General features: G+C 70.7%; 14 protein-coding genes and 1 tRNA gene. 6 read left to right on the forward strand and 9 right to left on the reverse strand.

Translation table 11 applies throughout. The annotated features are described in order from the left end of the window. Nucleotides 1-2: 2 nt before the first annotated feature. Together AAME72_RS01690 and AAME72_RS01695 are read right to left on the reverse strand one after the other, a co-directional pair. On the reverse strand, nt 3-380 hold the full coding sequence (locus AAME72_RS01690; RefSeq protein WP_348788528.1) for a VOC family protein: 378 nt from the start codon (nt 378-380) through the stop codon (nt 3-5). A 44-nt stretch (nt 381-424) separates the two neighbouring features. Then, a complete protein-coding gene (locus AAME72_RS01695; RefSeq protein WP_348788529.1) occupies nt 425-781 on the reverse strand; it encodes a YciI family protein in 357 nt (118 codons plus the stop codon). A 202-nt stretch (nt 782-983) separates the two neighbouring features. On the opposite strand from AAME72_RS01695, the gene AAME72_RS01700 reads away from it, so the two are divergent. Beyond that, the gene (locus AAME72_RS01700) at nt 984-2,636 is read left to right on the forward strand and encodes a thiamine pyrophosphate-binding protein (protein ID WP_348788530.1); all 1,653 of its coding nucleotides are present in this window, start codon (nt 984-986) and stop codon (nt 2,634-2,636) included. A gap of 103 nt (nt 2,637-2,739) precedes the next feature. Here AAME72_RS01700 and AAME72_RS01705 read toward each other — a convergent pair whose 3' ends face one another. Continuing rightward, nucleotides 2,740-4,137, reverse strand: coding sequence for an MFS transporter (locus AAME72_RS01705; protein WP_348788531.1), 1,398 nt, complete (start codon nt 4,135-4,137; stop codon nt 2,740-2,742). A gap of 141 nt (nt 4,138-4,278) precedes the next feature. Between AAME72_RS01705 and AAME72_RS01710 the strand changes: the two genes are divergently transcribed. Beyond that, the gene (locus AAME72_RS01710) at nt 4,279-4,953 is read left to right on the forward strand and encodes a GntR family transcriptional regulator (protein ID WP_348788532.1); all 675 of its coding nucleotides are present in this window, start codon (nt 4,279-4,281) and stop codon (nt 4,951-4,953) included. Nucleotides 4,954-4,988: 35 nt separating this feature from the next. After that, a complete protein-coding gene (locus AAME72_RS01715) occupies nt 4,989-5,702 on the forward strand; it encodes an IclR family transcriptional regulator (RefSeq protein ID WP_348788533.1) in 714 nt (237 codons plus the stop codon). Nucleotide 5,703: 1 nt separating this feature from the next. Here AAME72_RS01715 and AAME72_RS01720 read toward each other — a convergent pair whose 3' ends face one another. From AAME72_RS01720 to AAME72_RS01730, 3 genes are all read right to left on the reverse strand, one after another. After that, nucleotides 5,704-7,590, reverse strand: a complete 1,887-nt coding sequence (locus AAME72_RS01720; RefSeq protein ID WP_348788534.1) for an FAD-binding monooxygenase — start codon at nt 7,588-7,590, stop codon at nt 5,704-5,706. Nucleotides 7,591-7,751: 161 nt separating this feature from the next. Continuing rightward, nucleotides 7,752-7,824, reverse strand: a tRNA-Thr gene (locus AAME72_RS01725). Between the two features lie 88 nt (nt 7,825-7,912). Next, a complete protein-coding gene (locus AAME72_RS01730; RefSeq protein ID WP_348788535.1) occupies nt 7,913-8,815 on the reverse strand; it encodes a thioredoxin domain-containing protein in 903 nt (300 codons plus the stop codon). Between the two features lie 328 nt (nt 8,816-9,143). On the opposite strand from AAME72_RS01730, the gene ugpC reads away from it, so the two are divergent. The 3 genes from ugpC (at nt 9,144) to AAME72_RS01745 (ending at nt 12,118) form a co-directional block, all read left to right on the forward strand. Next, nucleotides 9,144-10,238, forward strand: a complete 1,095-nt coding sequence (gene ugpC, locus AAME72_RS01735; protein ID WP_348788536.1) for a sn-glycerol-3-phosphate ABC transporter ATP-binding protein UgpC — start codon at nt 9,144-9,146, stop codon at nt 10,236-10,238. An 89-nt stretch (nt 10,239-10,327) separates the two neighbouring features. Next, nucleotides 10,328-11,632 (forward strand): DUF4032 domain-containing protein, encoded by a 1,305-nt coding sequence (locus tag AAME72_RS01740; RefSeq protein ID WP_348788537.1) that lies wholly within the window; start codon nt 10,328-10,330, stop codon nt 11,630-11,632. Nucleotides 11,633-11,713: 81 nt separating this feature from the next. Further along, nucleotides 11,714-12,118, forward strand: a complete 405-nt coding sequence (locus AAME72_RS01745; RefSeq protein ID WP_348788538.1) for a DUF4190 domain-containing protein — start codon at nt 11,714-11,716, stop codon at nt 12,116-12,118. Nucleotides 12,119-12,141: 23 nt separating this feature from the next. On the opposite strand, the gene rlmB is transcribed toward AAME72_RS01745, so the two are convergent. The 3 genes from rlmB to AAME72_RS01760 are packed head-to-tail and all read right to left on the reverse strand — an operon-like array spanning nt 12,142 to nt 14,988. Beyond that, on the reverse strand, nt 12,142-13,152 hold the full coding sequence (gene rlmB, locus AAME72_RS01750) for a 23S rRNA (guanosine(2251)-2'-O)-methyltransferase RlmB (protein ID WP_348788539.1): 1,011 nt from the start codon (nt 13,150-13,152) through the stop codon (nt 12,142-12,144). Further along, nucleotides 13,149-14,582, reverse strand: a complete 1,434-nt coding sequence (cysS, locus tag AAME72_RS01755) for a cysteine--tRNA ligase (RefSeq protein WP_348788540.1) — start codon at nt 14,580-14,582, stop codon at nt 13,149-13,151. The genes rlmB and cysS overlap by 4 nt, the downstream gene beginning before the upstream one ends. A gap of 25 nt (nt 14,583-14,607) precedes the next feature. Further along, complete coding sequence (locus AAME72_RS01760; RefSeq protein WP_348788541.1) at nt 14,608-14,988, reverse strand: nuclear transport factor 2 family protein; 381 nt, start codon at nt 14,986-14,988, stop codon at nt 14,608-14,610. Nucleotides 14,989-15,008 lie beyond the last annotated feature (20 nt).

Here is a 15,008-nt window from a genome sequence, read left to right on the forward strand (position 1 = left end):
CCTCAGCCGCTCTGGATCACTGCGAACCGGTTCCCGTCCCGGTCCGTCGCCTGGAACATCGGCGGCACCCCCGGCCACTGCAGCAGCTCCCCCACCTGCACGCCGCGCGACGCCAGCTCCTCGCGCGTCCGGGCCGCATCCGCCGTCTCAAACCGGATGCCGGTGTCGATGCCGGCCCGCTCGCCCTCCCCGGGCGGCGCGAGCGACACCGACACCGGCGAGCCCGGCGGGGCCAGCACGATCCAGCGTCCGCCCTGCGGCAGCGGCGCGTCCAGGCGCACCTCGAAGCCGAGCGCGTCGCGGTAGAACGCGAGCGCGGCATCCTGATCGACGACCGGGATGGCGATGGTCGTCACCCCGGTGATCCCTGCATCCGTCATGCGCGCATCCTCCTCGCCTTCCCGGCCCTCGCGCCAGATCCCGCTCAGCCGCGGTGGACCAGCGGCCGCACCTCGACGCCACCGTGGCCCTGCCGCGCCTCGGCCAGGCCCGAGGCGAGCGCCACCGCATGCTCGCGGTCGGGCGCCTCCAGCACGTAGAAGCCGCCGACCACCTCCTTGGACTCGGCGAACGGTCCGTCCGTCGCGACGGGCGCGCCGTCCGCCCCCGTTCGCAGCGTGGCCGCGCGCGTCGACGACTCCAGCTCGCCCGCGGCGAGCACGGCGTCTCCTGCGCGCTCGTTGAATGCGCGGTGGGCGTCGTCCACCGCGGCTCGCTCGTCCGCGCTGAGCGCGTTCCAGCGCGACTCGTCGCCGTGGATGAGGATGAGGTATTGCGTCATGGTTCGTCTCCTTCGTGGTGGTTCTCTGACTACACCCTCACGTCGAACGGGAGCACGCGTTTTCGACGCCGGTATACTTCTGACGTCCGGCCGGTCCACCGACCCGGTGCTCGAAAAATGGGCACGAAGCCGCCCGCAGGGATGCGGCGCGCGAGACACATACGGAAAATCACTCGTCCGTTCCGTCTCGAAAGGCTTCGCCATGCCCTCGGTCTCCGCCCACGTCGCCGCCACCCTCGCCCAGTACGTCGATCAGGTGTTCGGGGTGATGGGCAACGGCAACGCCCACTTCCTCGACGCGCTCGAGCGCGAGGGCGCCGTCCCGTACACCGCGATGCGCCACGAGGCGGGGGCGGTCGTCGCCGCGGACGCCTACCAGCGCGCGTCCGGCCGCCTCGCCGCCGCGACGGCGACCTACGGAGCCGGCTTCACGAACACGCTGACCGCGCTGGCCGAGGCCGTGCAAGCGCACATCCCGCTGGTGCTCGTCGTCGGCGACGAGCCGACCTCCGGCCCGCGCCCGTGGGACGTCGACCAGATCGCGCTCGCGAGCGCGGTCGGCGCGCGCACCTACACGGTCGGGCGCGCGGACGCCGCGGCGACGACCGTGATCGCCGTCGAGCACGCGCTCACCTATCGGGTGCCGACGGTGCTCGCGATCCCCTACGACGTCGCCACCAGGGACGCCGGCCCGGTGCCAGCGGCGCCCGCGCCCGCGCTCCCGGCACCACTGCAGCCCGCGGGTCCGTTCGCCCGGGGCAGCGTGAGCGACGCCGCGGCCGCCCTCGCGAACGCCGAGCGTCCGTTCCTGCTCGCCGGCCGCGGAGCGTGGCTGGCCGGGGCGGGCGACGCGCTCGGCGCCCTCGCCGAGGCGACCGGCGCACTCACCGCGTCCACCGCCCTCGGCCGCGGCGTGTTCCCCGACTCCCGGTACGACCTCGGTGTCACCGGCGGCTTCGGAGCCGAGGGCGCGATGGAGCGCATCGGCACGGCCGACGTCGCCGTCGTCTTCGGCGCATCCCTCAACCAGTTCACGATGCGATTCGGGGCGCTGTTCTCACCGGGCACCCGCGTCATCCAGGTGGATGTGGCCCCCGCCGCGACGCACCCGCACGTCGGCGCCTACGTGCGCGGGGACGCCAGGGTGGTCGCTGAGGAACTCGTCGCCGAGCTCGCGGCACTCGAGGCGTCGCCGTCCGGCTGGCGCGAGTCGCTGGATGTGGAGGCGCTCCGGGAGCGCCCGCGCGGCGACGGCCTCGCCCCCGACGGCCGCCTCGACCCGCGCACCGCGGCGGCCCGCATCGCCGAGCTGCTGCCCGATGACCGCGTCGTCGTCTCCGACGGCGGACACTTCATCGGCTGGGCGAACATGTACTGGCCGGTCGCCTCCCCCGACAGGATGCTGATGGTGGGCACCGCGTACCAGTCCATCGGCCTCGGCTTCCCGAGCGTCGCCGGTGCCGCGCTCGCGCATCCCGACGCCACGATCGTGCTGACCACCGGCGACGGCGGCGGCCTGATGGCGCTCGCGGACCTGGAATCCGCGGTGCGCGTCGCCGGGGGACGCGGACTCTGCGTGGTCTGGAACGACGCCGCATACGGGGCCGAGGTCAACCTCTACGGCCTGAAGGGTCTTGCGCAGGGCCCGATGCGCATCCCCGAGGCGGACTTCGCGGGTCTCGGCCGCGCGTTCGGCGCCGAGGGCGTGGTCGTGCGCACCCCGGAGGACCTGGAGGCTCTGGCCGTCTGGGCCGCGCGTCCCGCGTCCGAGCGCCCGTTCCTGGTGCTCGACCTGCGCGTCTCTGGCGCCGTGATCGCGCCTTACCAGGAGGAGATCATCCGCGTGAACTCCTGACGCGCTGCGAAGCACGCGCCCTCGATACGCGAGGGGCACGTCGTTGTCACTTCTCGCACGGAAAAGCGACAACAACGTGCCCCTCGGCGCAGCGGCGACCGCGTCAGGCGCGGGAGCCGACGATCGGGGACGCCGCCTGCTGCGCCTCGTGGTCGGGTCCGAGCGGGATGCGCGAGCGGTCGCGCAGCAGCAGCGTCGCGATCAGGCCGATCACGGTCATCCCGGCCAGGTACAGCGTGACCGAGAACGTCGATCCCGTCGCCTGCACCAGCGCCGTCGCGATGGTCGGGGCGAACGCGCCGCCCAGGATCGCGCCGATGGCGTACGAGATCGAAACGCCGGAGAAGCGGATGGACGCGGGGAACAGCTCCGCGTAGTACGCCGCCTGCGGTCCGTACGTGAAACCGAGGCCGATCGTCAGCACGGCGACGCCGAAGAACACCGTCCACACCGTGCCCGCGTTCACGAGCGGGAACAGCAGGAACACACCGACGAGCTGCAGGATCCAGCCCGCGACGTACGTGCTGCGCCGGCCGATCCTGTCGCTCAGCCAGCCGGCGAACCAGGTGGCGATCAGCCAGGTCACCGCGGAGCCGGCGACCGCCCAGAGCACCGGCCCGCGGTCGAGCGCGAGCGGACCGTCCGGGTTCGTCGCGTAGTTCTGGATGTAGCCGCCGGTCGTCATGTAGCCGACCGCGTTGTTGCCGGCGAAGATGAGGGCTGCGAGCACGACGAGCAGCGCGTGCTTGCGGAACAGCTGCACGATCGGGGTCCTGGTCTGCTCCTTGCGCTCGGCGATCTCGACGAACACCGGCGACTCCTCCACCTTGCGGCGCACGTAGTAGCCGATCAGGATGAGCACCACCGAGAGCAGGAACGGAACGCGCCAGCCCCAGGCGAGGAACGCGTCGCCGGGCGCGATCAGCGCCATCAGCGCCATCGTGCCGGAGGCGAGCAGCAGGCCGAGCGGAACGCCGATCTGCGGCGCGACGCCGAACAGCCCCCGACGGGCGGTCGGTGCGTGCTCGACGGCCATCAGCACGGCGCCGCCCCACTCGCCTCCCGCCGAGATGCCCTGAAGGATGCGCAGCAGGATGAGCAGGATCGGCGCGGCGATCCCGATCGCGGCGTAGGTCGGCAGCAGGCCGACGAGCGCCGTCGCGACGCCCATCAGGATCAGCGTGAGCATGAGCACGAGCCGACGGCCGTGCTTGTCGCCGAGGTGACCGGCGATGAACGCGCCGAGCGGCCGGAACAGGAAGCTGATGCCGACCGTGAGGAACGAGAGGAGGGTGCCGAACTGCGGTCCCGCCGGCTCGAAGAACAGCTGGCCGAATACGAGCCCCGCGGCGGACGCGTAGACGAAGAAGTCGTACCACTCGACCGTGGTGCCCACGACCGTGGCGAAGACGACCCGCTTCCGGTCGGTCCGGGCCGCGATGCTCCCGGTCGGTGTGAAGGCCGCCGATGTGGCAGGCTGCGAGGATTCTGGTGTGCTCATTGAGGGGGTTCTCCTTCGTTGACATCGTCGTCGGTCGAGCTGTTGAGGCCCGGAGCCCTTTGATTGTATATGATACGATTTCGAATATTGAACGCGCCACCTCCCGCGCCCAGCCGTTCGGGTGTCGCTAGGATCGCCTCGATGCCCACCGATCACTTGACGCCCAGCAAGTCCCAGGCCGCCTACGACTGGATCAAACTCCGGATCGCCCGCCGCGAATACTCTCCCGGCTACCGCCTCGTGCTCGGGTCGCTCGCCTCCGACCTCGGGATGAGCGTCGTCCCCGTGCGCGAGGCGCTGCGGCAGCTCGAGGCGGAGGGACTCGTCACGTTCGAGCGCAACATCGGTGCCCGGGTGTCCATGGTGGACGAGTCGCAGTACCGGTTCTCCATGCAGGCGCTCGCCATCCTCGAGGGCTCGGCGACCGGGCTCGCCGCACCCGAACTGACCGCCGACGACATCGCCCGCGCCCGCGACATCAACCGCCGGATGACCGAGAGCTTCGACCACTTCGACCCGGCGGCGTTCACCGAGCTGAACCACGCCTTCCACTCCGCCCTCTACGCCCCGTGCCCGAACCGCCGCCTGGTGGATCTCGTGAACGCCGAGTGGGCCCGGCTCGGCACCCTGCGCAGCTCGACGTTCGACTTCGTCCCCGGTCGTGCGCAGGAGTCGGTGGCAGAGCACGAGGATATCCTGCGGCTGATCGAGGCCGGCGCGCCGCCTGCGGAGGTCGAATCGGCCGCCCGCAGGCACCGCTCGTCGACCCTCGACGCCTACCTGGATCACGAACGCGCGGTCGGCCGCCTGGCCTGAGCAGCGCAGCAACGGCCGCCTGGAAGAATGGACGCATGGCCTCCCCCAGCGACGACGCACCGGCGCCGCACTCGCAGACCCTCTCCCGCGGCATCCGCGTGCTCGAGGTGCTCGCCGACGCCGACCGCCCGCTGAGCATCGCGGAGCTCGCGGCGGCCCTGGGAGTCCACCGCTCGATCGTCTACCGCATCCTTCGCACGCTCGAGGACCACGGGCTGGTCGTGAGGAACGCCGCGGGTGCCGCCCAGCTCGGCCCGCGCATGGCGACACTCGCGCGCTCCGTCTCGCGGAGCCTCCAGTCGGCGGCGCTGCCGCAGCTGAGCGCCGTCGCCAACGAACTCTCCATGACCGCCTTCCTCGCCGTGCTGGACAGGCACGAGGTCGTCACCCTGGTCAGCATCGAGCCCGCCAACGCGCACGCCTCGGTCGCCCAGCGTCCCGGCACCCGGCATCCGCTCGCGACCGGCGCCCCCGGCATCGCCATCCAGTCGGCGCTCACCGACGAGCAGTGGCGCGAGCTGCCGGACGAGCATCCGCGCGACGAGGCCGCCATCGCCCGCCGCCGCGGCTACGCGACGAGCCACGACGAGGTCATCCCCGGCATCGCCTCCGTCGCCGTCCCGCTCGTCGTGCACGGCCAGCCGCTCGCGTCGATCGCCGTCGTCTACGTGGCGAGCGACAGGGACACCGAGGCGGTCGGCGGCCGCCTCCGCGAGGCGGCCGCCGCCGTCGCGCGCGACCTCGGCTGACTCAGACGGCGGCGGGACGACCGACCGCGAGGATGGGCCGGAAGAACGCCCCGAGCTCGTCCCGCGCCGTCAGCGGCAGCACGTCGGCGACGTACTGGTCGGGACGCACGACGACGACCGCACCGCCGCGGTCGATGCCGCGGGTGTCGAAGATGTCGTCCTTCGGGGAGGCGGCGTACACCTTCTCGTAGTCGATGAGGCCGAACGGGCCGGAGCGCGGCAGGAACACCGTCGGCACCCGGCCGATGTCGACTCCGGTGTGATCCTGCTGGTAGATCACCTTCACGTCGAACCAGGCGTCCGCGTCCATCCCCTCCGGCGTCGCGGCGAGCGGCGAGTCGGGCGAGGTCTCCAGCCAGTCCGCCAGGTCGGCGAGGGCCGACGGCGAGCCCGCCTCCGCCGCGTCGGCGAAGACGTAGATGCGCCAGCGCCCGTCCGCGCGCGCGTGGTGGCCGAGCTGCACGGGGTTCGTGTCGCACACCCGCTCGACGACAGCGGATTTGAATCGCTTGCCGATCGGGTACCCCGTGGCGAGCCCCTGGTGCCGCGCCTCCCCGACGATCAGCGACGGCGCATACTCGGTCATGAAACCGGCGGGGAACTCGGCGGTGCGCACGTAGAAGTCCTCGAGCTCGGTGGGGTCCGCCAGGTCCTCCGGCTTCGTCGCCATCAGCGTCGACCACTGCTTGTCGAAGTCGATGAGGTTCTGCGCCACCACCTGGCGCTCGGCGGAGTACGTGGCGAGCAGGCTCTCGGGGCTCCGGCCCTCCAGCACGTGGCCGAGCTTCCAGCCGAGGTTGAAGCCGTCCTGCATCGACACGTTCATGCCCTGGCCGGCCTTCGCGCTGTGCGTGTGGCAGGCGTCGCCGGTGATGAACACGCGCGGGGTCCGTGTCCCCGCCTCCGGCAGCAGGACGTCGTCGAACCGGTCGGTGAGCCGGTGCCCCACCTCGTAGACGCTGTGCCAGGCGACGTTGCGCACGTCCAGCGTGTACGGGTGCAGGATCTCGTTCGCCTTCGCGATGATCTGCTCGATGGTCGTCGCCCGCACCGCACCGCTGTCGTCGTGCACCTCGCCGAGGTCCACATACATCCGGAACAGGTAGCCGCCCTCGCGCGGGATGAGCAGGATGTTGCCGTACTCGGACTGGATGGAGCACTTGGTGCGGATGTCGGGGAAGTCGGTCACGGCGAGAACGTCCATGACGCCCCACGCGTGGTTCGCCTGGTCACCCGCCAGCGTGCAGCCGATGGACTCGCGCACCTTGCTGCGGGCGCCGTCCGAGCCGACCACGTACTTGGCGCGGACCGTGCGCTGCACGCCCTCCTGCGGACCGGATGTGCCGACGAGCGTCACGCTCACCGGATACTCGCCGTCGCCGATCTCGAGCCCGCGGAACTCCCAGCCGTAGTCCGGCTTCAGCCGCGAGGGCGAGTTGGCCGCGAACTCGGCGAAGTAGTCGAGAACGCGGGCCTGGTTCACGATCAGGTGCGGGAACTCGCTGATGCCGGTGGGGTCGTCCACCGCTCGGGCGGCGCGGACGATGCGGGTGGGGTCGGCCGGGTCCGGCTTCCAGAAGGCCATCTCGGTGATCCGGTACGCCTCGGCGATGATCCGCTCGGCGAACCCGAACGCCTGGAAGGTCTCCACGCTTCGCGCCTGGATGCCGTCCGCCTGCCCGATCGCGAGGCGGCCGCCGCGGCGTTCCACGATGCGCGTCGAGACGCCGGGGAACTGCGAGAGCTGCGCGGCTGTCACCATCCCGGCCGGCCCGCTGCCGACGATCAGCACGTCCATCTCGTCCGGCAGCTCGTCAGGACGGTCGATGCCGGACGCGGGGAGCACCCGCGGATCCCCGGAGACGTAGCCGTGGTGGTGGAACTGCATGGAATGCTCCTCACTTCATCGTGGGCGCGCCTGTTCTATATGCGAACAGCGGATTCGGATATCGCGCAGACACAGGATAAACCAGCATTCGGCCCGCGACAACCGCGCCGCGGCGGCGCCGCGGGCGTGCGGAGAGAAGGAGAGAAGGAAAGAGAGGAGAGAGCCGACTGCGGGGTTCGAACCCGCGACCGCTCGCTTACAAGGCGAGTGCTCTACCAGCTGAGCTAAGTCGGCGTGCGCTGCGTCGGCCCGGGAACGGCGGACGCCCGTCGCGAACCATCCTAGAGGACGGTCGCGACGGGCGTCGCAACGGTCGAGGGCGTCAGCCCGCGGTCGGGGTGGGCGTCGGCGTGCCGGTCGAGGAGTACTCCTCACCCTGTGCCTGGAGCACGAACGCCTTGAAGTCGTCCGCGCTGGTGAGCGAGCCGGTGTACGGCTTGCCATTCACCAGGACGAGGAGCGCGTTCCGCATCTGCCGGACATCCGAGTTCGGGATGGGCCCGTTCAGCGCGCGATCGCTCGCCGCGCCGACCCAGGACTTGAAGCGGCCGTCGTCGATGCACGCGTCGATGTCGGAGAGGTTGGTGGCCTTCGCGCCCTCGACCCGCTGCTTCAGCTGCTTGTCGGTCAGGCCGGGGCCGCCCTCCGCCGGCTGCTTCTCGAACAGCGACTGGTTGAAGGCCCAGAACGCGTTCGGCGAGTAGTTGGCGACGCAGGCGGCGGCATTCGCGGCGCGCAGGGAGTAACGGGTCCCTGCCGAGTGGCTGGTGTAGATGGCGACGGGATGCATCGCCACCGTCACGGCGCCGTCCTTGACCAGCGGCTCCAGCTGCTCCAGGTTCGTGCGCTGGAACTGCCCGCACAGCTTGCACAGGTAATCGGCGTAGATCCGGATGTCGACCGCACTGCTCGCGCTGGGGTCGGGCGTGCTGGTGACGGGCTTCGCGTCGGCGGCGAGCGCCGGCGTCGTCTTCACCTTGAGTCCAGCGCCGATGACGACGCCGTCGCTTGCCATGTTCTTCGGGCCGGGAACCGTGGGCCGGATCGCGCTCACGATGACGACGGCGACGATCGCCGCGATCGCGAGCACTCCGAGCACGATGCCGCCGGACAGGAGGGCCTTGTTCCTCCGGTCCTTCCGCTGCTGGGATGTGCGGAGCTGGCGGGCTTTCTCCCGGGCGGCCGCGCGGACGTCGCCGCTGCGGTTGTCGTCGGGATCGGTCATGTGGGTATCACTCTCGGGGGTAAGTCGGGCACGCGGGGGGACGCGCGCTGCTGGTCGCTGGTGCAGACGCAACCGGACGATCGTATTCCGGCAGTCTGGGAATAGACCAGAGATACACCGCTCGCCGGCCGAATGCACGCTGATCGAGTCCCCCGAGTGCGGGACACGGGGCGGGGAGGGGAGGGCGGCGCCGGTGTGGTCGGAGCACCCCCGCAGATGCCTTAGTATGGGGCCGTGGCACCGCCGCCCCCTGGACGTCGACGCCACGTTCATCCATTCACAACGGATCGTCCGGCACGTACCTGCCGGTGAAGGAGACAAAAGAAAAATGGCGACAGTCACCTATGACAAGGCGACCCGGCTCTACCCTGGATCGAACCGCCCCGCGGTCGACTCCCTCGACCTGGACATCGCGGACGGCGAGTTCCTCGTCCTCGTCGGCCCCTCCGGCTGTGGAAAGTCCACCTCCCTCCGGATGCTCGCCGGCCTCGAAGAGGTCAACGACGGCAACATCTTCATCGGCGACCGCAACGTCACCGACGTCCCGCCGAAGGACCGCGACATCGCGATGGTCTTCCAGAACTACGCGCTCTACCCGCACATGACCGTCGCCGAGAACATGGGCTTCGCGCTCAAGATCGCGGGCGTGGGCAAGGAGGAGCGTGCACAGCGCGTCCTCGAGGCCGCCAAGCTGCTCGACCTGGAGCCGTACCTCGGCCGCAAGCCGAAGGCCCTCTCCGGTGGTCAGCGTCAGCGCGTCGCCATGGGCCGCGCGATCGTCCGCTCCCCCCAGGTCTTCCTCATGGACGAGCCGCTGTCGAACCTCGACGCCAAGCTCCGTGTCCAGACCCGTACGCAGATCGCGTCGCTGACCCGTCGTCTCGGCGTCACCACCGTCTACGTCACGCACGACCAGACCGAGGCGCTCACCATGGGCGACCGCATCGCGGTCCTCAAGGACGGCGTCCTGCAGCAGGTCGGCACCCCGCGCGACCTGTACGCGCAGCCGAACAACGTCTTCGTCGCCGGCTTCATCGGCAGCCCGGCCATGAACCTGTTCACGGCCGACGTCACCGATGGCGGCATTAAGTTCGGCAACGCTGTCGTCCCGGTCGAGCGCGACGTGCTCGCCAGCGCCGGCTCCACCGTCACCATCGGTGTCCGCCCGGAGGACGTCGTCGTCTCGACCACCGAGGGCAGCGGCCTGAAGGTCGCCGTGGACCTCGTCGAGGAACTCGGCGCCGACGGTTACCTGTACGGCCACTCCGAGGTCGACGGCAAGCGCACCGACATCGTCGGTCGCGTCGACGGCCGCGTGCACCCGAACGCGGGCGACACGGTCTACATCACCCCGAAGCCGGGCCACGTCCACGCGTTCCACGCGGAGACCGGCGAGCGCCTCGGCGGCGCCGTGGTCGACTAAGGTCCATAGGAGCGAATCCTCACTCTGCCGCAGTCCGGACTCGGGCTGCGGCAGAGTGCTTTCCACCCTTCGTCCCGGAAGGCACCACCATGGCCGGCTCTGTCAACATCACCGCAGCGACCGTCGATCCCGCGCTCCTCGACCTCCCGTGGAACCTGCCGCTCGACCAGTGGTCGAACGAGCACATCGCGCTGCTGCCCAAGGGCATCAGCCGTCACCTCGTGCGCTTCGCGAACCTCTCCGGCTATGTGATCGCCATCAAGGAGACCACCGCCGAGATGGCGCAGCGGGAGTACGACATGCTGCGGACCCTGCAACGCCTCGACGTGCCGTGCGTCGATCCCGTCGCCGTGATCAAGAACCGCACCGACGTCGACGGCGACCCGCTGAACGCCGCGCTCGTCACCCGGCACCTCAAGTTCTCGCTCCCCTACCGGGCGCTGTTCTCGCAGACGCTGCGGCCGGACACCGCGACGCGCCTCGTCGACGCGCTCGCGGTGCTGCTGGTCCGGCTGCACATCGTCGGGTTCTTCTGGGGCGATGTCTCCCTCTCCAACACCCTGTTCCGCCGCGACGCCGGTGCGTTCGCCGCCTACCTGGTGGATGCGGAGACGGGCCAGCTGTACGACGGCGGCCTCTCCAACGGGCAGCGCGAGAACGACCTCGAGATCGCGCGCGTGAACATCGCCGGTGAGCTGATGGACCTGGAGGCCGGCGGCCGAGTCGACGAGGAGCTGGACCCGATCAAGGTCTCCAACGGCATCGTCGCCGCCTACCGCTCGCTCTGGAAGGAGCTGACCGGCAGCGAGTCGTTCTCCTCCTCGGAGCGCTGGCGGATCAGCCAGCGTGTGGAGCGCCTGAACGAGCTCGGCTTCGACATCGAGGAGCTGGCGATCCGCACCTCCGACGAGGGCACGACGGTGCGCATCCAGCCGAAGGTCGTCGACGCCGGCCACCACTCGCGGCGCCTCCTGCGTCTCACCGGCCTCGACACCGGCGAGAACCAGGCCCGCCGGCTGCTCAACGACCTCGACTCCTACGCCGCGACCCTCGGCAAGCAGGGCCTCGACGAGGAGGCGATGGCGCACGAGTGGCTGATGCGCGTCTTCGAACCGGTCGTCCGCGCCATCCCGTCTGACCTGAAGGGCAAGCTGGAGCCGGCGGAGGTCTTCCACCAGCTGCTCGAGCACCGCTGGTTCATGTCGCAGGCCGAGGGCAGGGACGTGCCGCTCGCGGAGGCACTGACCTCGTACATCAACGACATCCTGCGGCACCGCCGCGACGAGGCGACGGTCGTCGGGCCGCCGACCGAGACGATGAGCATCCCGGTGATCCGCAGCGCCGCCGGGCTCGACGACGACGAGGACGAGGACGACTGGCGCTCGAAGGTCTGATGCGGCGGCCCCCGCTCGGGAGGCGGTGCCCGCGGCGCGGTTCGGCTACGCTCTGACTGTCCGTGGCAGCGAAGGAGCCCGATGTCGAACAGCCACCCGTCCGGGCAGCCGCCCTACCCGCCGCAGCCGTACCAGGGCCAGCAGCCCTACCCGGGCCAGCCGTACCCCGGTCAGCCCTACCCCGGTCAGCCCTACGGCCAGCCGTACGCCGTCGCTCCGTACGGATACGCGGCGCCGCGCACGAACACCCTGGCGATCGTCTCGCTCGTCTCCGCCTTCGTCGTGAGCATCGTCGCCGTCATCACCGGGCACATCGCGCTCTCGCAGATCAAGCGCACCGGCGAGACCGGCCGCGGGCTGGCGCTGGCCGGGCTCATCATCGGCTATGTGGGCGTCGGCTTCACCGTGCTGTTCTTCATCATCTGGCTGGCCGCGGTCGTGTCGCTCCTGAACGTCGGCTACGCCACCACCGGCCTCGCCAGCTGACACTCACCCGGCAATCGCCGAGCTCAGCGCTTCTCGGCGCGCAGCTTCGAGATCTCGTATAGGGTGACGCTCGCGGCGATGCCCGCGTTCAGCGACTCCGTGGTCGCGCTGATCGGGATGGACACGACGGCGTCGCAGGTCTCGGTGACGAGCCGCGACAGGCCCTTGCCCTCGCTGCCGACCACGATGACCACCGGCCGGTCCGCGAACGACAGGCCGGGGAGGCTGGTGTCGCCGTCGCCGTCGAGGCCGAGCACGAAGACGCCCGCCTTCTTGAACTCCTTCAGCGTCTGGGTCAGGTTCGCGGCCATCGCGACGGGCGTGCGCGCGGCCGCCCCGGCCGACGTCTTCCACGCCGACGCGGTCATCCCGACCGAGCGGCGCTGCGGGATGATGACACCCTGACCGCCGAACGCGGCCGTCGAGCGGATGATCGCGCCGAGGTTGCGCGGGTCGGTGATGCCATCGAGCGCGACGAACAGCGGCACGTCACCCTTGCGCAGCGTCAGGTCGAGCAGCTCGCCCGGATGCGCGTACTCGTACGGCGGCACCTTCAGCGCGACGCCCTGGTGCACGGCGTCGCGTCCGGCCAGGCGGTCGAGCTCCGGACGCATGACCTCGAGCACCGGGATGGCCCGGCCGGTGGCGAGGGAGAGGATCTCCTTCATCCGGTCGTCCATCTCCGCGCGCGCGGCGATGTACAGCGTCGACGCCGGGATCTTCGCGCGGAGCGCCTCCAGCACCGAGTTGCGGCCGGTGACGATCTCGCTCTCGTCCCCGCTCTTCGCGCGGCGGGCGGCGCCGGACGCTCCGCGCGGCGCGCCGTCGCGGCCGCCGCGCTGCTCTGCCTTCGCCGCCGCGCGCTCGCGCAGCTGCTTGTTCTTGTAGGCGACGTGGTACTCGCGGTCCTCCGCCTTGGGCGTGGGGCCGCGGCCTTCCAGCGCCTTGCGGCCGTGGCCGCCCGTGCCGACCTGGGGGCCCTTCTTGCCCTTCCTCACGGCGCCGCCGCGGGGCTTTCCACCCGAGTTCTTCATGCTTCGATGCTCCAATGCGACCCCGTCGGGGTGTCTTCGATGGTGATGCCGGCTCCGGTCAGTTCTTCGCGGATGCGGTCGGCGGCGGCGAAGTCGCGCGCCTGCCGCGCCTCCTGCCTGTCCTCCAGCAGCCGGGCGATCAGCGTGCCCAGCGCGCGCTCGGCGGATGACGAGCCCGTCTGGTGCCAGTGCGGCGACAGCGGATTGATGCCGAGGACCTCGGTCATCGCGAGCACATGCCCGCGCGCGGTCGCGGCGGCCTCCAAGTCTTCCGCATCCAGCGCAGCGTTTCCTGAACGCACGGTCTCGTGCAGCACGGCGAGCGCCTGCGGAACGGCCAGGTCGTCGTCCATCGCCTCGGCGAACGCGCCGGGGACGATCTCGACGCCGCTTCCGGCGAACCGGGTCCCGCCGAGACGCCGGTCCACCCGCTCGAAGAAGCCGGCGATGCGGTCGAGCGCTGCCTCCGCCTCGGCGAGCGAGCCGTCGTGGTAGTCGATGGTCGAGCGATAGTGCGCCGAACCGAGGTAGTAGCGGACGACCAGGGGACGCGCGGCACCGAGCAGGTCGGCCGCGTACACGGAGTTGCCGAGCGACTTGCTCATCTTCTGGCCGTTGACGTGGACGAGCCCGTTGTGCACCCAGTAGTTGGCGAACGCGTCGCCCGCCGCGGTGGACTGCGCAAGCTCGTTCTCGTGGTGCGGGAAGCGCAGGTCGAGCCCGCCGCCGTGGATGTCGAAGTGGTCGCCGAGGTAGCGACGGGACATGGCCGAGCACTCGATGTGCCAGCCCGGACGGCCGTCGCCCCACGGCGACCCGAAGGAGGCCGAGGCCGGCTCGTCGTCCTTCCTGCCCTTCCACAGGGCGAAGTCGCGCGGGTCGCGCTTGGCGCGCGGGTCCGCGTCGGCCGCCGCCTCCATGTTGTCGATGCTCTGCCGGGTGAGCTCGCCGTAGGCCGGCCAGCTCTTCACGTCGAAGTAGACGTCGCCGGAACCGTCCTCGGCGGCGTACGCGTGGCCGCGCTGGATGAGCCGCTCGATGATCTCCTGCATCTGCGGGATGCTGGCGGTCGCACGCGGCTCGTAGGTGGGCGGGAGCACGCCGAGCGCGGTGTAGCCGGCGGTGAACTCGAGCTCGAACCGGTACGCGAGCGCCCACCACTGCTCGGCGGACCCCTCGGACTGCGCGGCCGCCGCGTTCATCAGGATCTTGTCGTCGATGTCGGTGACGTTGCGGACCAGCGTGACGTCGAAGCCGCGGTACCCGAGCCAGCGCCGCAGCTGGTCGTAGACGAGCGCGGAGCGCAGGTGCCCGATATGCGGCGAGGACTGCACCGTGGGACCGCAGACGTACATCCCCACTTCGCCCGGTCGCAACGGGACGAAGTCGCGCAGGGCGCCGGCCTTCGTGTCGAACAGTCGCAGAGTCACACGCTAAGCCTACGGGTGGGAGCCGTCAGCCAGTTGCGCGCTCGGCGAGTGCCTCGTTGACGGGCGCGAACGCGACCCGGTCGAGAAGGAGTTCGATGGACACGATCGCGTCGTCGCGGATGGTGATCAGCTCGACGCACGGAACCGCGCCGGCCGGGGTGTCGGTGACGAAGTCGTAGACCACGCAGCCGCGGTCGCCCTCGGCGAACACGTCGCGGATGTCGTTGCGCACGAGCGCGGGAAGCAGCCGCCGCAGCGCCGCGAGCCACTCCGGCTTGCCCAGGCGTCCGCCCGCGAACACCGCGGACAGGTCGTCCGCCAGCAGCTCGTCGACGGCATCCAGGTCTCCCTCGCCGACGGCTTCGATGTACCGGCGCGCGAGTCGCGCGGTCTCCGGTCCGTTCATGACGTCCTCCCCTCGCGGCA

The organism is Leifsonia sp. NPDC080035 (assembly GCF_040050925.1).
Classification (GTDB): Bacteria; Actinomycetota; Actinomycetes; order Actinomycetales; family Microbacteriaceae; genus Leifsonia.